This is a genomic window from Parafrankia sp. FMc2, from assembly GCF_041008525.1.
Taxonomy (GTDB): Bacteria; Actinomycetota; Actinomycetes; order Frankiales; family Frankiaceae; genus Parafrankia.
Genome location: NZ_JBFLUG010000097.1, coordinates 10,847 through 28,978, shown reverse-complemented (window position 1 = coordinate 28,978; position 18,132 = coordinate 10,847). Strand labels below are relative to the sequence as shown.

The 18,132-nt window shown below is 72.7% G+C and carries 14 protein-coding genes; 8 read left to right on the top strand and 6 right to left on the bottom strand.

Features of this window, described 5'->3' with window-relative positions:
- Positions 1-703: ABC transporter substrate-binding protein (locus AB1460_RS26060; RefSeq protein ID WP_368964744.1), on the bottom strand; the 703-nt coding region annotated here is incomplete at its 3' end.
- 1,039 nt (positions 704-1,742) lie between these two features.
- Between AB1460_RS26060 and AB1460_RS26055 the strand changes: the two genes are divergently transcribed.
- Positions 1,743-2,045 carry a DUF1905 domain-containing protein gene (locus AB1460_RS26055; RefSeq protein ID WP_368964743.1) on the top strand — a complete coding sequence of 101 codons (303 nt, stop codon included), beginning with the start codon at positions 1,743-1,745 and terminating at the stop codon, positions 2,043-2,045.
- 284 nt (positions 2,046-2,329) lie between these two features.
- Here AB1460_RS26055 and lysA read toward each other — a convergent pair whose 3' ends face one another.
- Entirely contained in the window at positions 2,330-3,643 is a 1,314-nt protein-coding gene (lysA, locus tag AB1460_RS26050; protein ID WP_368964742.1) for a diaminopimelate decarboxylase, read from the bottom strand.
- A gap of 542 nt (positions 3,644-4,185) precedes the next feature.
- On the opposite strand from lysA, the gene AB1460_RS26045 reads away from it, so the two are divergent.
- Together AB1460_RS26045 and AB1460_RS26040 are read left to right on the top strand one after the other, a co-directional pair.
- Positions 4,186-5,148, top strand: coding sequence for a 5'/3'-nucleotidase SurE (locus AB1460_RS26045; RefSeq protein WP_368964741.1), 963 nt, complete (start codon positions 4,186-4,188; stop codon positions 5,146-5,148).
- A gap of 695 nt (positions 5,149-5,843) precedes the next feature.
- A complete protein-coding gene (locus AB1460_RS26040; RefSeq protein WP_368964740.1) occupies positions 5,844-6,074 on the top strand; it encodes a hypothetical protein in 231 nt (76 codons plus the stop codon).
- A gap of 116 nt (positions 6,075-6,190) precedes the next feature.
- Here AB1460_RS26040 and AB1460_RS26035 read toward each other — a convergent pair whose 3' ends face one another.
- Together AB1460_RS26035 and AB1460_RS26030 are read right to left on the bottom strand one after the other, a co-directional pair.
- Positions 6,191-6,415, bottom strand: a complete 225-nt coding sequence (locus AB1460_RS26035; RefSeq protein WP_368964739.1) for a hypothetical protein — start codon at positions 6,413-6,415, stop codon at positions 6,191-6,193.
- A gap of 73 nt (positions 6,416-6,488) precedes the next feature.
- The gene (locus AB1460_RS26030; protein WP_368964738.1) at positions 6,489-7,154 is read right to left on the bottom strand and encodes a TetR family transcriptional regulator; all 666 of its coding nucleotides are present in this window, start codon (positions 7,152-7,154) and stop codon (positions 6,489-6,491) included.
- A gap of 182 nt (positions 7,155-7,336) precedes the next feature.
- On the opposite strand from AB1460_RS26030, the gene AB1460_RS26025 reads away from it, so the two are divergent.
- Positions 7,337-7,885, top strand: coding sequence for a VOC family protein (locus AB1460_RS26025; protein WP_368964745.1), 549 nt, complete (start codon positions 7,337-7,339; stop codon positions 7,883-7,885).
- Between the two features lie 79 nt (positions 7,886-7,964).
- Here the strand turns inward: AB1460_RS26025 and AB1460_RS26020 are convergent, their stop codons facing one another.
- Positions 7,965-9,383, bottom strand: coding sequence for an extracellular solute-binding protein (locus AB1460_RS26020; protein WP_368964737.1), 1,419 nt, complete (start codon positions 9,381-9,383; stop codon positions 7,965-7,967).
- 380 nt (positions 9,384-9,763) lie between these two features.
- Here AB1460_RS26020 and AB1460_RS26015 point away from each other — a divergent pair, with 380 nt between their 5' ends.
- Positions 9,764-10,435 carry an AMIN-like domain-containing (lipo)protein gene (locus AB1460_RS26015; RefSeq protein WP_368964736.1) on the top strand — a complete coding sequence of 224 codons (672 nt, stop codon included), beginning with the start codon at positions 9,764-9,766 and terminating at the stop codon, positions 10,433-10,435.
- A 50-nt stretch (positions 10,436-10,485) separates the two neighbouring features.
- On the opposite strand, the gene AB1460_RS26010 is transcribed toward AB1460_RS26015, so the two are convergent.
- Positions 10,486-12,024, bottom strand: a complete 1,539-nt coding sequence (locus AB1460_RS26010; RefSeq protein ID WP_368964735.1) for a hypothetical protein — start codon at positions 12,022-12,024, stop codon at positions 10,486-10,488.
- Positions 12,025-12,934: 910 nt separating this feature from the next.
- Between AB1460_RS26010 and AB1460_RS26005 the strand changes: the two genes are divergently transcribed.
- The 3 genes from AB1460_RS26005 to AB1460_RS25995 are packed head-to-tail and all read left to right on the top strand — an operon-like array spanning position 12,935 to position 18,098.
- Complete coding sequence (locus tag AB1460_RS26005) at positions 12,935-13,909, top strand: AAA family ATPase (protein ID WP_368964734.1); 975 nt, start codon at positions 12,935-12,937, stop codon at positions 13,907-13,909.
- Entirely contained in the window at positions 13,906-15,618 is a 1,713-nt protein-coding gene (locus AB1460_RS26000) for a DUF58 domain-containing protein (RefSeq protein WP_368964733.1), read from the top strand. Before AB1460_RS26005 ends, AB1460_RS26000 begins: the two co-directional genes overlap by 4 nt.
- Positions 15,615-18,098, top strand: coding sequence for a transglutaminaseTgpA domain-containing protein (locus AB1460_RS25995; RefSeq protein WP_368964732.1), 2,484 nt, complete (start codon positions 15,615-15,617; stop codon positions 18,096-18,098). The genes AB1460_RS26000 and AB1460_RS25995 overlap by 4 nt, the downstream gene beginning before the upstream one ends.
- The last annotated feature ends 34 nt before the right edge of the window (positions 18,099-18,132 follow it).

The following is an 18,132-nucleotide window of genomic DNA, read 5'->3' as shown; positions in this document are numbered from 1 at the left end:
CGATGGAGTCGGTGCCGGCGCTTTCCAGGCGCTGGGCGATCCGTACGGGGCTGTCGGTTCCCGCCGAGTAGGTGATGATCTCGGGAACTGTCGGGAGTCCGTTGCTCTCGAACGCGGCCCGGTACTGCCCGATGACATCCTGGGTGAAGGGCTGTCCGCCGGACATCAGGAAGGCGGCTTTCCGGCCGTTCTGCCCGAGGATGTAGTCGGCGGTGATCTCCGGCGAGGCTCCGGCGAGGAAGGAGAAGAGGTTGTCGTGCTCACTCCGCCCGGTCTGGAAGATGCCGGTGACGGGGACTCGGTCCTTCGACAGGCTTTCCAGCGAGTCGTCCATGGCGCCGCTTGCCGTCACGAGGCCGAAGACGCCCTCCTGCTGGATCAGGTCCCGGCTGGCCTGGACGTTCTCCGATCGTGAGGAGCCGTCGTCGCGCCAGGCGTAGGTCAGTTGCCGGCCGTGTACGCCGCCGGCTTCGTTGGCCAGCCCCAGTCGGGCGTCGAGACCTGCCCGGGCGGCGGACAGCGCGCCGCTGCCGGGGCCGGAGTCCGAGTAGAGGAAGCCGAGCTTCACCGCGTCGGCGGTGACACCTGGGCTGTCGCAGGCAGCAGGTACGGCGTCCTCCCCGCCGCCTCCGCCCGACCCCGAGCATCCGGAGACGGTGGCGGCCAGGACGGCGGCCAGCACCACCCCAAGCCTTCTTGTCAAGCCGCCTGAGCGCATCTATAACCCCACAGGAAATAAACAACGATCGTGATGGGGGATCTGGGCCGCGGTGGGCAGGGCGAGCCGGTCAGATCAGACAGGGCTGAAGACTGGGCAGTGCCCCCATCGAAACGTTCATACTTAGTGAAATTTTTGGCTGATAGTAGCAGGTCCGATCTACGGCCCGTTGGCCGGCAAGTGGAGCGGCCAGCGTCGATCCGATCCAAAGTCAATCCCGGTCCGGTCAGCCCACTTGCCGGCCTTCTCTAACGCGGATCCGCTTCATCTGGAGCCCGGTGTGATTCCTGTCGCGCTGCGGTAGCCCCGTTTCCGACAGTTTTCGGGCGATTCGTCCGGCGTCGCCCCCTCGTCGCTCGGAGTCCCTGTCGGGCCCTGGCCTCGGTCGGCTGCGCCTCACGGCAGCGTGCGGCGCGGTGGCGGCGCTGTCGGCGGGCCGTGCCGCAGTCGTCCACCACGCGGTCGTGGTTGCGGGCTGATCGGCTAGCCGTCCGGCTGTGCCCGGCGCTGGTCCTGGCAGGGGAGCACGGTCGCCCCCGCAGAGCCGAGGCCACCCCTCAAACGTCGGCCACACTGCCGAAACCAGGTGACCGGCGCTCGGTTCCGTGGCCCGCCCGCGGGTCGTTCCGGACGGAGATACTCCGCTATTGGATCCAGCTTCCTGTCTCTCAACGTCAGTCAATGACCGGCCGGTCGGATGGGTGTGGGTCGGGAACTCGGCGGTGGATCGCCTCTCGCGCGGAGAGAACAGGGGAGTGCTTCGCAGTAACGGCGTTCCCGCTCGCGGCGGAGAGCCGGTGCGGTCAGCCAGGCGTCGCCCCGTGACTAAATCAGGTGTCTTTTTCGTGGCCTCGCCGGTGGGTGGCGCGGTCGCGGGGGGACCGAATTTCCTGGACGGCGGCTCCGTCCGGCAGAATGAGGAATCTGCGGAAATCCGTCGCCCGTTACCCTCGAGCCTTTGCTGACCGCCCCGGTGGGGTGCACCCGTCGCGGAACTGTCGGTACCGCGTGAAACGCTCGGGCCATGGTCTTTGCTTTCCAAGGCGAACTCTGGCTGTGGAACGCCCGCCGCGTTGATACGTGGACGTTTGTCAGCCTGCCGACAGAGGTCTCCGCGGAGATCCGCGACCGTGCCGGCGGAGCCAGCCGCGGCTTCGGGTCGCTACGAGTGCGGGTCACCGTCGGGAGTACCACCTGGGCCACGTCGATCTTCCCGGACAGTGGGGGTGGCAGTTATGTGCTGCCCGTCAAACGGGCCGTCCGCAGAGCGGAGGAGCTGGAGGTGGGAGACGCCGTGGCGGTCACCGTCGAGCTCGTCGACATCTGACGTCCGGCAGCCCGGCCGCGCCGCTCGGCACGAGGTTCGGCGCCGACCGCCGGAGGCGTGCCACCGGACCTTGGTCCGACCGGACCTTAGTTCGATCCGAGACGGTGCCGACCAACCTGGACCCGGTGCCGGCGGAGCTCGACGGAGGTCTGGTCCGCCGGCTGCTCGCCCTCACCGCCCAGACCCTCGGCCCCCAGCCCGGGGAGCCGTTCCCCATCCGCTGCCCCGGCCGTACGGCCGGGGCAGCGGTACATGCGCCGATAGTGCGCGTGAGTGCTTCCGGGTCAGCCCGCTGACGGCGTGTCGTCGAACAGTTCGAGTGCCACCAGGTCGTCGTAGGTCTCGCGGCGGCGGATGAGCCGGGCCCGGTCACCCTCGACGAGGACCTCGGCGGGCCGGAGCTGGCTGTTGTAGTTGCTCGTCATCGTCATGCCGTAGGCGCCGGCGCTGAATATCGCGATGAGGTCACCGGCCACCATCGCGGGGAGAGCACGGCCCTTTGCCAGATAGTCGCTCGATTCGCAGATCGGGCCGACGACGTCATAGGTGACGAGGTCATCGAGAGAATGCTGGTCCCGCGAGGGGGGAACCATCTTGATGCCCGGCGTGACCGGCCACATGAAGTGATAACTGTCGTACATCGCGGCGCGGACGATATGGGTCATACCCGCGTCGATCACGATCAGCTGTCGTTCTCCGGCCTGCTTGCGGTAACGGACGGCGGCGAGGAGCACACCAGCGTTCGCCGCGATGGTCCGGCCCGGCTCGAAGATGACCTGACCGCCGCGGCCAACGAAGCCCTCCAGCCGTGGGCAGATCGCCTCCGCGAAGTCGTCCCAGCCCGGAGCGCTGCCCTCCGAGTACTCGGCGGGAAAACCGCCACCCAGGTTGATCGTGGTGACGGGATGCCCGGCGGCCTCAATCTCGGCGACCAGGGCCAGGACCCGCTCGAGCGCCATCGCGTAGACCTGCGGATCGAAGATGGGGCTGCCGATGTGGACGTGGATGCCCTCCGGCCTAAGGGAACCGTCGGCGGCGGCCGAGCTGAACAGCGCGGCAGCGCGCTCGATGTCCACCCCGAACTTCACACCGCGGACGGCCGTCGTCGTCCGGGCCGGGGTGCGCAGGTCAGGGGCTATGTCGGGGTTGACCCGGATGGCCAGCCGTGGTCGACGGCCCTCCTCCCGCGCGATGCGGGCGAGGAGCGCGACCTCCTCCTCGGACTCGACGTTGATGCAGCGGATGTCCCGCCGGACAGCGTCCCGCAGCTCGTCGGCGGACTTGCCTACGCCGGCCAGAACAATGCGCTCGGTATCCACCCCCGCGGCCAGCGCCCGGTGCAGTTCGCCGCCGCTCACCGTGTCGATGCCGGCGCCCTGCTCGCCCAGAAGGCGAAGCAGGTGCACATTGCTCAGTGCCTTCGCGGAGAAACAGATGAGCGGATCGATCGACTCGAACGCCTTGGCGAACCGAACGTAATGGTCGACGAGAGTCGACGCCGAATAGACATAGGTCGGTGTGCCGAATTGTTCGGCCACCTCACGCAGCGACGTCTGGTCACACCACAGGGCGCCGTCGCGATAGGAAAACTCGTCCATCTCATCCTCACCGTGATGGCCGGTGCCAGCCTACCCGGCACTATCACCGGTCTCGGCAGCAAAGGCTGACTAGAGGCTACGGCACGGTACGGTTCACCCCCGCGTGCCGTGACGGGCCGTCCGGCGGTGTGGTTGTCCGGCGGTGTGGTTGTCCGGCGCGGCGGGTGCGGTCACCAGCCCGCGTCGCATCCACGGCGTGCCTGCTGCCGGCCCCGCGCTCGGCTGCTGCCCCGGGTCTGGCCGCTGTCCCTGCTGTCCCTGCTGGCCTGTGCGTGTGCCGGCTGCCGCCCCTCGCGGCTCCCACCGAGCGGCTTCTCGGACTCCGCGTTCGCCGCCTGGTCTTCGGCCTGCCCTGGAAGCGGCTGAGGACGTCCATCGTGGCCGCGAACAGTGGGTGACATTCTCCGCAACGATCGGGGGGTGGCGACGGATATGTACAGGTCAGGGGATATGAATGGGCGCGCTGTTCCCGCGGGGGCGGGTGGCGGGGAGGTCGGGCGGCCGGTGGCGGTCGTGCCGACGAGGACACGGATGAGACGACCATGGAGAACACGGTGACGGGCGCGCGACAGCAGGGCATGGATCGGGACGCGACCCGGAGGCAGCCCCGCGCCGCACGACTGCCGCGCGCGGCGACGGCGACTCTCGCCGCACTCGTCACCCTCGGTGCCGCGGCCGGCTGCGGAGACAACATCACCGGGGCAGGTTCGGCCGGTGACGAATCAGGCCGGAGCCCCGCTTCCTCTTCCTCGAGTGAGGCGGCCCCGGCCGGGCCCGGCCCGCTGGACATCCTGGTCACCAACGACGACGGGGTGGGCGCGCCGGGCATCGACGCGGTCGTCCGCGGCCTGCGTGCATTGCCCGGGGTCACCGTGACAGTCGTCGCACCGGCCACGAACCAGTCGGGCACCGGTGGCCGGACGACCCAACCCACCCCCACGCACCGGGATGCCACGACGGCGAGCGGTGTTGCCGCGACCGCCGTCGACGGCTTCCCCGCCGACTCGGTGGTCGTCGCGCTGGACATTCTCCACGTCACCCCGGATGTCGTCGTCTCCGGGATCAACCAGGGCCAGAACCTGGGCCCGGTGGTCGACCTCTCCGGCACGGTCGGTGCGGCCAGAGCCGCGGCATCGCGGGGCATCCCGGCGATCGCCTCGAGTTTCGGCTTCGCGGACAGCTTCGACTACGCCCCCGGCGTCGCGCTGGTCGTCGACTGGATCACTCGGCACCGGGCGGAGCTGGCTGACGGTGCGCCGTCGGCCGGGCCGCGGGGGAGCGTCGCCAACCTCAACATCCCGAACTGCGCGGTGGGCGGCGAGGTGCGTGGACTGAGGGAGCTCCAGACCCAGCCGTCACTGCCCGACATGGCTGCCGCGCTGGCCCGACAGGACTGCGCCTCCACCGCCGAACCGGAGGAGGAGGTCGCGGCCTTCACCGCCGGCTTCGCGACGCTTACCCAGATCCCGGTCGAGGGCCGTGTTGCCACGACATCTCCCAGCTGATCTTTAACGTTTGACCGTAATGCCGGAAAAGTGGCTCGACGCTGTCGACGGCCTTCCTGCCGTATGGGTGTCCGCGCACAGCGACGGAGCGGTGACGGTCGGACCTGCCCCCGAGGGCGGCTGGCGGGGATGACGACGGCTCCGAGCAGGCTTTCTCGCCGTTCCTGATCCGACGTCCCGGGTCGCGGTCAGCCTGATGCCATGACGGATCCGATCTCGTGGAGTGGCGAGTCGCATGCGGTCTGTCCGCGCCGGCTGGCGGCCCGGATCTGCCAGGCCTGCCACGCGGCGCGCCGCCCGCGCGCCGGCGGGCGGTATCTGGCCGTAACACGACGGCTACCTTTCATGCCCGACTGGCAGACCCCCCACCGGAGCACAGGGAAGGCTCTACGTTTCCACTACCCCGAACGGGGGTGGGTGGTGGAGCTGTTGGCATTTCCCGGGTGCCGGCCGGCCATCTCCATCCCCGTACGGGCGGGGGCGGCCAGTATGCCGCGGGCCGGCTGGTGCTGGTCCCGGCACAACACGGAGGTAGGGCGGTCATCGATGGACGGGACAGGTGTGCGCGGGGGGCTGCGGGGTGGCGGGGCCATCCTCGCGCGGGCAGGCTTGAGCAGAGCCGAAGTAACAACGGAGAATCCATGGTTGATGGGTGGCGGGGTGTCCGCGTCACGCCGGTGGCAGGCGGGCGCGGCATGAGCGGCCGACACAGCGTGCGGCACCACGCCGCCCGGCCGCCGCGAATCCGGCAGGTCGACCGGGCCTACCGGACCTTCCGCGGCCACATCGCCGACCGCGCCTGCCTCGCCAGCCGGGTCGACTCCGCCGACCGTCGGTCAGCCCTTCTCGCCACGACGGCCAGCCTGATGACGATCATGCTCGCGGTCGGCATGCTCGGCGTGATGGCGTTCGGCTCCGCGGCATGACCGGCTCCGTCCCGGCCGGGCGGTGCGCCGCCGCGGTCGTCCTCCCACGAACCGGGGCTCCGACGGACGGAGCGGGCAGCGCCGCCCTGTCCGCCCGGACAGTGCGTCCCGCGAGGTCACGGACGCAGGTTCCGCTCGACCGTGCCTGTCTGATCCCGCCCGCGAGGCCCGGGCAGCTCCGCGGCCGCCGTGGCCATGGCCACGGCCACGGCCACGGCCGCAGCGAGCCCTGACCGCTGCTGCCAGCCACACCGCTCCGCCAGCCACACCGCTCCACCACTCACACCACTGGCCAGCGACACCACTGCTGTCAGCCACACCGTCGTTGCCAGCCGCGGCATCAGCCCCCACGGAGGACCATCGCCCGGCACGGGTTCCGTGCCGGGCGAAGCCGTCTCAGCCGTCTCAGCCGTCTCAGCCGGCGCTGGGCGGCGGTAGCTGACGGAAGCCGGCGATGAGGACGGCGATGTCCGCCGAGACGACCTCGGTGAACGAGCGGTTCTGGTAGGCGCCGGCGGCCCAGTGCCGCGCACCCTCGCTGATCAGCGACTGCGCGAGCCGCGCCAGCCGCGCCGCGTCGACGTGTGGCGGCAGCTCGCCGCTGGCCACCGCGCGTTCGAACAGCTCATCGAAGATCAGCATCGCACGGTCCGGCGGTGCTGCGCCGGTGATCGCCCGGTAGGCGTAGCGGTACCCCTCCATGACCATTTCGAGGATCAGCTCGGGCGGGTTGCGGCGCATCGACCGTTCGAGGTTGTTCAGGGTCGCGGTGACGACTGCCAGTACCTCGTACTGCCCGTGTGCCAGCTCCCGCGCCGTGTTCCTGGCCGCCTCGGACGAGTGGCGGCTCACCTCGTAGAGGATGTCCTCCTTGCGCGGGAAGTAGAAATAGAAGAGGCCTTTGGAGACGCCGGCCGCCCGGCAGATGTCGGCGACCGTGGTCGTCGCGTACCCGTTGGCGCGCCACAGCGACAGCGCCGCCTGGATCAGGACGCGCTTCGTCTCGCGTGATCGGGCCTGCTGGTAGGAGGCACGGCGCTGACCACGGTCAGCACCTGTGCTGGCTGCCCCTGCGGTCATCGATCAAGTCTATCGTCACGGCCGATATGTTGACCTGTTTTCAATATCGGGAATAGCGTCTGTCGGTGGCCGGTCAGGTTTCCCTGGATGTCGAGGGTGCCGAGCGGCCGTGGCGGGGGAGTGGTCCGGTGTCCGCTGATCTCTCGCTCGCCGGCTTCCGTCCCCGACCTTGGAGTGGTCTGATGCATGGCCTGCCCGCATCCGTCAACCCGGCTGTCCTGCCGGGTGTTGTCCGCCAGAACGGTTACGTCGTTCGGGACATCGACCAGGCCATCGCGTCCTGGCTGAGCCTGGGCATCGGCCCGTGGTACGTGCTGCGGGAGCGTCCGCAGGCCGGCGTCTACCGCGGCCAGCCCTGCGAGGTGACGGTGTCGGTCGCCTTCGCCAACAGCGGCGACCTGCAGCTGGAGCTGATCCAGCAGCACGGGGACGAGTCGAGCATCTACACGGAGTTCCTCGCGTCAGGGCGGGAGGGCTACCACCAGCTTGCCTTCTGGGCGTCTGACTTCGACGCGACCATGGACTCGGTGGCAGCCGCTGGGTGGCCCGTGGTGTGGTCCGGCGGCGGCGACGGAGCAACCCGGTACGCCTATTTCGAGCCGCCCGCGGGCCCGGCGACCATCATCGAGATCATGGAGCTGAACCCGGCGACCGAAGGCATGGCGAAACTGGTCCGGGACGCCGCCACCAGCTGGGACGGCAGCGATCCGGTGCGCGCGATCGGAGCCTGAGCGACTTCTGACCGGCGCTGCGCGGGTCTGATCCGCGGACCAGACCCGCGCGCGGCTGTGGTGGCGCCGTGGCGCGGGCTCAGCTGATCAGCCCGGTCACCTTCCGTTGCGCCTCGGCGAGGGTGGCGTTCGGGTCGGCGCCGCCGATGATCGCCACCACCTCCTCGTTCAGCGCGTCGTGGACCTCGCCGCCGCGCTCACCCCCCCAGGTGGGAGCCTGCGTGATCTCCGGGATCAGAGCGTCGAACTGGGTGAGCTCGGGGAACTCCCGGTAGAAGGCCCCGAGCTGGTTCCTGGCCTCGCTGTCGACCGGGTAGAAGCTGAACGCCTCGGTGCCGGCAGCGAGAACCTCCGGGGAGAGCAGGGCGACGACCAGCTCCGTGGCCATCTCCTGCTGGCAGCGGTCGGTGGACAGGACCGCCAGCCCGTTGCCGCCGGCGACGGGGTGCGGGCTGCCGCCGGGCAGCGCAGGGAACGGCGCGACACCCACCCGGAAGCCCTGTGCGCCCTGGTCGTGGATGTAGCGCAGCCCGGCGGCCACGGAGGGCAGGGTCACGGCGCTGATCGCGGTCTCCTTGCGGATCCCGAAACGCAGCAGCCCCTCGGTGGTCGCGTCACTGGACTGTGGTCCGTACGTGCCCACCTTGGCGAGGAAGGCAGCGGCCTCGCGGGCCGCCGGGCTGGTGAGATCCGGCTGGCCGTCCTCCTTCTGCAACGGCGTGCCCTTCGAGCTCGCCAGCGTGCTCAGATACCACTGCCCGAACCCGCTGGTCGGCAGGTCGATCGGCTGGATCGACTGGCCCGAGCCCTTGACCCGCTCGGCGGCGGCGAGCACCCCCGTGGTCGTCGTGAGCGACCGGGGGTCGACCCCGGCCCGCTCCAGGACGTCCAGGTTGTAGACGAGAGCGAGCACCGACACCTGCTGCGGGATGGCCACCAGCTTGCCCTGGTACTCGCCCAGTGGCAGGAAACGCTGGTCGTACGACGCGCGCAGGAGCCGGGGCGAGAGAGTCTGGGCACCCAGGTCGTCGGCGAAGGTGGGAAGCAGGTCGAAACCGGCGACCGCGACGTCCGCCGGGCGCCCCGCGGCGCGGTCCGCGCTGATCTGCTGGACCAGTTCCGGGTAGCCCGACGCGGTGGCGGTCAGCTCGACGGTGAGGCCCGGGTGTGCCTTCTCCATGTAGGCCTTGCCCGACCTGGCGGCGTCGTTCAGCGAGCCGACGGCGGCCATCCGCAGGGTCTTCACCGCGGACGCACATTCCGGTGACGCCTTCGCGCCGTTCACATCATCCACGGTCGCGGTCGCCGGACGGGCGGTCGGGCGCAGGCTTTCGGCGGGATCGGTGGCCGAATCGGACCCGCCGCCGCAGGCGGCGAGCAGGCCCGCCGCGACGAACCCCGTGACGGCCGCCGCCAGGGGCGCTCTCCGCCTCGCCGGCAGGCCTCTCCGCCGGGCGGACGCGCGGTCCGGGCAGGCTGGTGGCGCATCGCTGAGCATCGGTGTTTCCCTCTCGTAGGCTCTCGCCCGACGGATTGCCGGTCGCCCCGGGCTTTCTTCCGGTGGCTCCGGACTCGGTCGTGCCGCCATCGTCCCGTGTCACGGCGGGGACGGGCGACAGGAACGCGACCGGGCCTTCCCCACCGGCTAACCCGGCTGGCGGCGGGAACCCTGCCGTGGGGCCGTTTCCGCCGGTGGGATGGCATTGCTTTTCCAGTTCCGCGACCCACACTGCGGATATCGCCGTGTTCCCGCATTCCGCCCCGGAGGCCACCGTGGAGCGATCGTCCCCCCGTCCTCGCCGCTGCCCCCGTCGCTGCCCCCGTCGCTGCCCCCGGCCGCGGTCGCGCCACGACAGCCGGTTCGCGCCGCGTGCGGTGATGGCAGGCACAACCGTGTTCTCGATCCTGCTGTGCCTGGGGCTTGCCGCCTGTGGCGGCGACGGCGGCCCGGGCAGGCCGAGCGGATCACCCAGCGCCGTCCAGTCGGGGGGCCCCACCCGTTCCGGTGGGACGGCCCAGCCAGGTGACGCCTCGGGCCGGCCGGGCGAGCCCGCGGCGCCTGACGGATCATCGGGCACGATCGTGGGCGATGGGCGCACCGGCGCGCCGTCGACGTGGGGTACCGGTGCGGTCCGTACCGAGCGCCCGAGTGCGCTGCCCGCGCAGCTCGTCTCCCTGCGGTCCGCCCGCAACACGGTGGACGGGGCCTCGTTCGACCGACTGGTCCTGGAGTTCCGCGGTGGGGTGCCCGGCTACACGGCGGGCTACGTCGACGAGGTGATCCGCCCGGGCTCCGGGGCGCCGCTGCCGCTAAAGGGCGCCGTCCGCTTCGAGGTCGTCGTGACCCCGGCGGCGATGCACGACGACGCCGGCGACTCCACCCTGACCACGCCCCCGGCCGGGGGAGGGCTGCCCGCACTGACCAGCTACGCGGTCGCCGGTGACTTCGAGGGTTACGTCCACCTCGGCATCGGGCTCGAGAACAGAGTGGGGTTCCGCGTCGTCGAGCTCCGGAACCCGGACCGCCTGGTGATCGACTTCGCGGGCTGACCACCCGCCAGGCGCTGAGCGCGCCCGCGCCCGCGCTCGACGGCTCCCGCTCACCCGAGCGGCAGCCCGTCGGGGGTGGCGGACGGAGGTACCGGGGTCGGCGAGGGGCTCGGGGTGCCCACCGGTGGGACCGTCACCGTCACCGGCGGCGGCGGTGGCGGCGGCCGCGAGGGCGGCGGCGTGCTCGGCCGGATGCTCGGGCTCGCCGTCAGCCCGGGTGTAGGCCGCTCTGGTTCGTTCTCGAGGTCGGCGCCGGTTCCCGGACCGGGGCCGGGATCCGTGGCGGCGGACGTCCGGCCCGCTACCGGTGGTCGGGTGGATGCCGCTCCGCCCGCCTCGCCCCGTCCGGCCGGTCGGGCGGGTTCGGGCGCCGGGAGCGGCGGGGCGGCCGGCAGCGGGCGGGCGGTGCCGGTCGGCAGACCGGGCAGGTCCGGTGGCTGTTTGGCGATGAGCGTCCGCCCCCGCTCGTTGATCATGACGGCGTCGGGTCCGGCCGCGTCATTGATCCACACCTGGCCGCTGTCGGCCGTGGCCGTGAGGCGGGCGTTCCCGTCCGGCCCGGCCAGCCGCACCGGCTCCGCGAACCTGCCCCGTGCCAGGTCGTAGTCGAGCACCACACCGCCGCCGGAATCCGGAACATAGGCATGGCCCGCATGGACCAGGGGAGTGCCGAACCCGGTTTCGTCCGGTCGAGCGGGGGAGGGAAGGTCCGCGCCGGTCACCTGGCCGCGGATGACGTCCACGAGGAACAGCCGGCGGCTCGCCGGGTCGAGGAGAGGGACGGGCCCACCGTCCGTTCGGGGGGCGACGAGCAGCGGCCGCTCCGGTGGCCGCGGTGCCTCCCCCGGGAGAAGCGGGATGACCCTGCCCCATCGGCCGGGGTCCTCCGGGTCGAGCACCGTCAGGGTCCCTGCCGTGGCGTCGACGGCGACCGGGCGGTCGTCGACCAGGATGATGTCGGCGGCGTTCCCGGGCGGTGCGACCGGGCGGTGCCCACGGCGGGCGACACCGTCCCGCACGGCGACGACCTCCCCGGTGGCCCGCAGCGGCACCCAGAGAGTTCCGTCCCCCGACCGGGCCAGTGCCACCCCGCCGAGTGGCGCCGGCAGGGCCAGGACTCTCCCGGTGGGAGAAAGGTCGTCGGGGGAGAGCTGCTGGACCCTCCCGGCCGTGGCGTCGAGCGCATACGCGACCCTGCCCGCGGCGATGATCGTCACGCCGGGCCCGAGATCGGCGGTCCGTACCAGGGCCAGCCGGGCGGGGTCCACGAGATGCACCCGGCCGGCCCTGCCCTCGGAGACGAGGATCCTCGCGGAGGTCGTGGTGACAGCGAGGTCATTGCCCGCGGTACCGGGAACCGTGACCGCCGCGTTCGCCCGCCCGGCGGGTCCGCTCAGGTGGATGAGCGTGCCGGTGGCCGTGGTCGGCAGCCACGTTCCTCCGTCGGTGAGGTCGAGCCGGGTGGGCGCGATCCCCCGGCTCACGGCACCGAGCAGCGCCGCCGCGCCGGTGACGCCCACCAGCCCGGCGATGCTCGCGATGGCGATACGCCCGATGCGGGTGCGCGGCCGCAGGATGGCCCGTCCCACCGGGTCCGGGCGGTGCGCAGCATGCTCCGACCGGGGGGTGCTGCGAGAGAGCCGCGGAAGCGGCCGGCGCAGGCTGCCGAGAATCGTCAGACCTCCAGCATCGTCGGGCGCATGCGTCAGGCGGGCGCCTGGGTGGGCGCGTCAGGCGGGCGCGTGGAGCGAAACGTCGCGAGCCGGCAGGTGAAGCCGCCCGCGGCCTCCGCCCGGCCGGAGGGATAGCCGGGCGGAGGCCTGTGACAGGGCTCCGCTCACGACAGGGAGACCACAATCCGTGCACAGAATTATCTGGGCGAATGTAGTCAAACTGTAGTGATGCGGTGTGTGCCCGCGGCTGCCTCCGCGGGCTCCCGGCTCGCCGCCGTTGCCCGTCGACAGGTCTGACGCTCAGCATCGCCGACGGGTTGCGACCCGATTTGGCCGGAGCGTGACATCGGGCGACCGTCGTCGCTTCCCGGGCGGGCGGGGGCCCATCCAGACCCCGACAGGGGGACGTAACCCTCGTCACGGTTGCAACAACATTTTCCGGGATGGGGACAACGAATCCGGTGACTCCGTCGTCTATCGCATCGGAACGGTTCGGCTCCGTGGCAGCGACGCCGCGGCAGCGGTCGCCAGCGACACCGCCAGGTGGTGCTGACCGGCGGTGTCGGTGGGCACTGGCGGCCAGCCGCGGGAGGCGCGCCCCGGAGCCGGCCGTTCCCGGGCGGCTCCCCCCGCTGCCCGTAGCGGGTCGTGCCGGTCACTCCCCCTGGACCGGCACGACCCGCCTTCACCGCCCAGCCCCGGCACACAGCAGCCCAGCTCGGCCCAGCACGCCGGCCCCAGCTCCGCCCAGCACACCAGGCCCCAGCACACCAAGCCCCAGTACCAGCCCCAGTACCAGACCTTGCGCACCCAGGGAGGTTCGGGCATGACGGTCAGCCCCGATCGGACCATCCCGTTCTCGATCGCCTTCGAGGACGTGGTCGCCAACATCGAGCAGGTGATCCGCGGCAAGCGGGCCGCGGTGGAGCTTGCCGTCGTCTGCCTGTTCGCCGAGGGCCACCTGCTGGTCGAGGACGTCCCCGGACTGGGCAAGACGACCCTCGCCCGCTGCCTCGCGGCGTCGGTGAACGCCGGCTGCCACCGTGTCCAGTTCACCCCCGACCTGCTGCCGGCGGACATCACCGGCACCAACGTCTTCAACCAGCGGACGGGCGAGTTCAGGTTCCGCCCCGGGCCGGTCTTCGCCAATCTCGTCATCGGCGACGAGATCAACCGGGCGTCCCCGAAGACGCAGTCCGCCCTGCTGGAGGTCATGGAGGAGCGTCACGTCACGGTCGACGGGACCCGCTATCCGGTTCCGCTGCCGTACATGGTGATCGCCACGCAGAACCCGGTGGACATGGACGGCACCTACGCCCTGCCCGAAGCCCAGCTCGACCGGTTCCTCATGCGGCTGCGTATCGGCTACCCCACCCTGGACGCCGAGCTGGAGATCCTGGAGGGCCGGCAGGTCGGCCGGCGGGTCGAGGACCTCCGCCCGGTGATGCGGGCGGAGGACGTCGTCACCCACGCGGAACGGACGCTGGGCATCCATGTCGCGCCGGAGATGCGGCGCTACATCGTCCGGGTGGTCGCCGCCACCCGGACGCGCCATGACGTGGTGCGCCTCGGCGCGAGCCCCCGGGGCAGCGTGGCGCTGCTGCGGGCGGCGCAGGTTCGTGCGGCCTCGGCCGGGCGCACGTTCGTCACGCCGGACGATGTCCAGATCCTGGCCGGCCCCGTCCTCGCGCACCGCCTCGTGCTGAGCCCCGAGGCCGAGCTTCGCCGGGTCAGCGCCGAGGACGTCGTCGCCGAGGTCGTGGACTCGGTCCCCTCGCCTCGGCGTCTCGTCGGCGCGTGAGCGCGCCGACCGCTCAGCGGCTGCCGCGGATCACGGCCAGCGCGTGGGGGCTGCTGGTCGCGACCGCGGCGTGCGGGACGGCGGCAGCGCTCCTGCACTATCCCGAGCTCGTGCTGCTCGCCGGCGCCGGCACGACAGCGCTGCTCATCGCCGCCGGTACGGTGGCGCGCCCGCCGCGGGTGCGGGTCGAACTGCGGCTGACCGCCGCCGCGGCCACCCGCGGGGACGAGGCCGCCCTGGTCATCACAGTCGTGAACCACTCCCGGTGGACAGCTCCCCCGTTCGCGCTGTACCTGCCGGCTGCACCGCTGAACCCGTCCTCACCGGTCGACTCACCACCGCCCAGCGGTGCGGTGTCGCCGGCGGACGGGGCCGTGTCGGCGGACGGAGCCGTGTCGCCGGACGGGGCCGCGCTGTCATCCGGGCCGGTAGCCGGGCCGGCGCCGCGACCCATCGCTGTGGACGTCCGAAGGCTTCGCGGCGGGGCCTCCCGCGAGATCGTGCTCCCGCTCGACACGACCCGGCGGGGAGTGACCCGGATCGGGCCCTCCTGGGTCGACCGGCGTGACCCGTTCGGGCTGGCGCACCGGCGGCAGTGCCTTGGCCCGGCGGTGACGCTGCGGGTCCGCCCCCGGGTCCATCCGCTGGTTCCGCCGCCGACCGCCCCAGCCCGGGACCCCGACGGCCAGAGCGGGCATGGCACGGCCGGCGGGCTGATGTTCCACACCCTGCGCGAGTACACCCCCGGGGAGGACCTGCGCCTCGTCCACTGGGCCGCCAGCGCCCGGCTGGGGACGCTCATGGTGCGCACCCACGTCGATCCGAGTGAACCCGCCTCCACCGTCGTCCTCGACACCCGGCGCTGCGCCTATCCGGATGGCCCGGTCGGGGCCGCGGTCTTCGAGGACGCCGTCGACGCGGCGGCGTCGGCAGTGTTCGCCTGCGCCCGCAACGCGTACAGCGTCCGCCTGGTCACGTCGGGCGGGGTGCGGATGACAGGCCGCCGCCGCGCTGCCGACGTCGACTCGCTCCTCGACGAACTCGCCGCCATCCGCACCGACGGAGGCGAGAGCCTGGACGTGCTGCGCACCCTGCGCCGCGGCCCGGTCGGCACCCTGGTGCTGGTCACCGGCGCACTCGGCCGGGATGCCATGGCGGCCCTGACACCGGTCGCTCGCGCCTTCGGCCAGGTGATCGTCCTGCGGATGGGGCCGCGCAGCGAGGCCGCCGCCCGTGCGCTGGGCCGGCGTACCCCGGCCGACCGGCCTCGGTTGCGCTCCAGCGCCGCTTCGGCGGGACGACCCCAGCCGGCTCACGGCACCCGGTTGAACCAGCCCGGCCCGGCCGGGCCGGCGGGGCACCCCACCCGGGTGGGCCAGACTGACTGGGCCGGCTCGCCCCTCCCGCCGGTAACTCCCCGTGCCACCGGCGCGGGCCGGGTCCGCGTGCTCCACCTGGCCACCTCCGCCGAGCTGCGGCAGGTCTGGCCCGCCCCACCGGCGCTGCCGTCGGCGTCCTGGCCGCCGGCCCGCGCGGCACTGTCCGTGGTCCCGGCCGCCCCGGCCGCTGCGGTCGTCACGGCGGCAGGCGAGGCCGTATCCGAGGACGCCCGCCCGACCGGGCCGGTGACAGTCCCACTCATTCCGGCGTTGACCGGTGCCCGGACTGCCCCGGCGATTCCGACGACGTCCCGCCGGGCGATGCCATGATGGTCGGTGCCGCTTCGAAGGCCGACCTGGCCGACGGCGGCGGGCCCGGAAGCCCGCGGCGTCGAGCTGTTCAGCTGGTGCTCGTGGCGGGCCTCTCGCTCGTGGGCGGGTCCGGCTTCACCCGCCTGTTTCCGGCCCGGGACCTGTGGGTCCCCCTGCCGGTCGCGGCCGTGTTGCCGGTCCTCCTGGTGGGCCTGCTCGGGTCGGTCCAGGTCAGGTCGCGGCGGCGGCTCGCCTCGCCAGCGATCACCGTGCCCGTCTGGATGATCGGTTTCATCGTCTGGACGGCCTACACCGTCGCCGCCGGAACGGGCGGTTTTCTGGCCCGACTCGACGTGGTCCGGACGGGGGTCGTCGACGGATGGGCACGGCTGCTCGATGTGGCCGCCCCAGCACCGGCCACCCCCGACCTGCTGATCGTGGCGCTCGCGCCGACCTGGCTGGCGGCGGCGCTCGGCGCGGAACTGACGCTGCGGACCCGGGCGTCCCTCGCCCCGGCGCTTCCGGCCGCGCTCACCCTGGTGGCCGCGACGGCGGTGTCCCTGCCCGCTCCGGGGAGCAACCTGCCCCAGGCAGCGGCCCTGGTGGCGACCACCGCCGCCTACCTCCTGGCGAGGATGCCCCGAACGGGCCGGAACGGCCTGGCCCGGCAGTGGGCCCGTGGCGCCGGCGCCACGGTGACGGTTCTGACCGCGAGTGTCCTCGTCACTGTCACGGTTCTGAGCGGCGGCCGGGCCGGTGATCCCGTCGACCCGCGGGACCACCGCTCGGCGCGGCCGGCTGACGCCGCCGGCATCAGCCCGCTCGCCGCGCTGAGTGGCTGGACCGCCCATCCGGACGAGGTGCTGTTCCGGGCCGAGGTCAACGGTCCGGACCCGGACCAGCCGGTGACCTTCCGGCTCGCCGTCCTCGACTCCTACGACGGCGTGACCTGGCATTCCTCGGCGCGTTTCGTCCGCGCGGGCGATCCGATCGCGCCGCCTCGCGGGGACGGCGCGGACCGCCGGGCGGAGGTGGTGAGCCAGACCGTCGACGTGGTCGGCCTGCGCGGGCTGATGCTGCCGTCGTACGGCTGGCCGACCAGCGGTCCCCCTGGCGCCCAGGTCGATCCGGACAGCGGGATGCTGCTCGGTGGTCGCCCGCTCGCCGCCGGCGAGCGATTCGAGATCGTGACGGCGGTGGCACCGGCCCCCGACCCGGCGGCGATCAGCAGCCTGTCCGCCGGCTCCATGGCCCCGACGGGCTCCTCCGGAACGGCCGACGCCGACCCCGATCTGGGGATCCCCGCGGATCCGCCGCCGATCCTGCGGGAGATGGCGGAGCTTGCCACCACCCGGGGGCGGACGCCGTTCGAACGAGCCGCGCTGCTGAGCCAGTACCTGAGCGCCACCTTCGTCTTCGACCCCGCTGTCCCGCCCGGGCATGCGTACGGGCACATCGAGCACTTCCTCGGCCACACCCGGCGCGGGACGTCCGAGCAGTTCGCGACCACATTCGTGCTGGCCGCGCGTCTGCTGGGCCTGCCGGCCCGGCTGGCGGTGGGGTTCACCGCGCCGCCGGCCCCGGACGGGGGAAGCCGCAGCGTCCACGGCTCCGACGCCCTCGCCTGGGCCGAGGTGCGCTTCGGCGGTGTCGGCTGGCTGCCCTTCTTCCCGACCCCGCGGGCCGCGGACGCCCGGGGCGCCAGCGTCGCCGGCTCCAACCAGGGCGAGAGCCCCGAGCAGGCGGAGCTCATCGACGTCGCGCTGCGTTCCGTCGCCGCGGCCGGCACGACAGGCACGGAGGGCGCTGCCGCCCCCGAAACGGAGGGGGACGCCGGTGACGCGGATCGGGAACGACGGGAAGGGCCCGACAGCACGGGTGCCTGGCCTCCATGGGTCACGCTGGCCGGGCTGGTGCTGGGAGGTGTGACGGTGCTGTATCTCCTGCTGGCCCTGCTGGCCGCCGAGGCCCGCCGCCACCGGCGTGCCGCCCGCGCACGGGCCCGCGTGGTCGCCGCCTGGGAAGGCGCGATCGAGGCGCTCACCGCCGCCGCCGTCCCCGTCCCGGCGGCCGCCAGCCCCGGGCAGGTCGCGCGGCTCGCCGCCACCGCCCGGGTGGGGCCTGCCATCGAGACGGACCTCGCCGGTCTGGCCGACCTGGTGACCCTCGCTCTCTTCGCTCCCGCCGGTGCGCTGGACTGGGACGGCGAGCCCGGGACCCGCACCGCGGCGGAGGCCTGGCGGCGGCTCGACCAGATCGAACGCTCGCTGCGGCGGGGCGAGGACCGCCGTGGCCACGCCCGCCGGATCCGGCGGGCGCTCCTGCGGGCACTCGCACCGGCGACGGTGCGCGCCGGCCTGCGCGGCCTGCGGGCACCGGCGATGGCGACGGGCCTGCCGAACAGGGACGACCCGTCCGGCCGGGACGACCCGTCCGGCGGAGGCGGGAGTCCGGCCGGCTCCGCCCCGGACAGGGACCGCGTTGCCTCCCTGGCATGACCCCGCCGGCGTCGACACGGGCTACCCGAGCGAG

Excerpts from the sequence above, each read along its gene's own strand:
- AB1460_RS26025 (WP_368964745.1), top strand. The coding sequence starts at position 7,337 with ATGCATGGCCTGCCCGCATCCGTCAACCCGGCTGTCCTGCCGGGTGTT.
- AB1460_RS25995 (WP_368964732.1), top strand. The coding sequence starts at position 15,615 with ATGATGGTCGGTGCCGCTTCGAAGGCCGACCTGGCCGACGGCGGCGGG.
- AB1460_RS26005 (WP_368964734.1), top strand. The coding sequence starts at position 12,935 with ATGACGGTCAGCCCCGATCGGACCATCCCGTTCTCGATCGCCTTCGAG.
- AB1460_RS26035 (WP_368964739.1), bottom strand. The coding sequence starts at position 6,415 with ATGCCGCGGCTGGCAACGACGGTGTGGCTGACAGCAGTGGTGTCGCTG.
- AB1460_RS26045 (WP_368964741.1), top strand. The coding sequence starts at position 4,186 with ATGGAGAACACGGTGACGGGCGCGCGACAGCAGGGCATGGATCGGGAC.
- AB1460_RS26030 (WP_368964738.1), bottom strand. The coding sequence starts at position 7,154 with ATGACCGCAGGGGCAGCCAGCACAGGTGCTGACCGTGGTCAGCGCCGT.
- AB1460_RS26015 (WP_368964736.1), top strand. The coding sequence starts at position 9,764 with ATGGCAGGCACAACCGTGTTCTCGATCCTGCTGTGCCTGGGGCTTGCC.
- AB1460_RS26020 (WP_368964737.1), bottom strand. The coding sequence starts at position 9,383 with ATGCTCAGCGATGCGCCACCAGCCTGCCCGGACCGCGCGTCCGCCCGG.
- AB1460_RS26055 (WP_368964743.1), top strand. The coding sequence starts at position 1,743 with ATGGTCTTTGCTTTCCAAGGCGAACTCTGGCTGTGGAACGCCCGCCGC.
- AB1460_RS26040 (WP_368964740.1), top strand. The coding sequence starts at position 5,844 with ATGAGCGGCCGACACAGCGTGCGGCACCACGCCGCCCGGCCGCCGCGA.
- lysA (WP_368964742.1), bottom strand. The coding sequence starts at position 3,643 with ATGGACGAGTTTTCCTATCGCGACGGCGCCCTGTGGTGTGACCAGACG.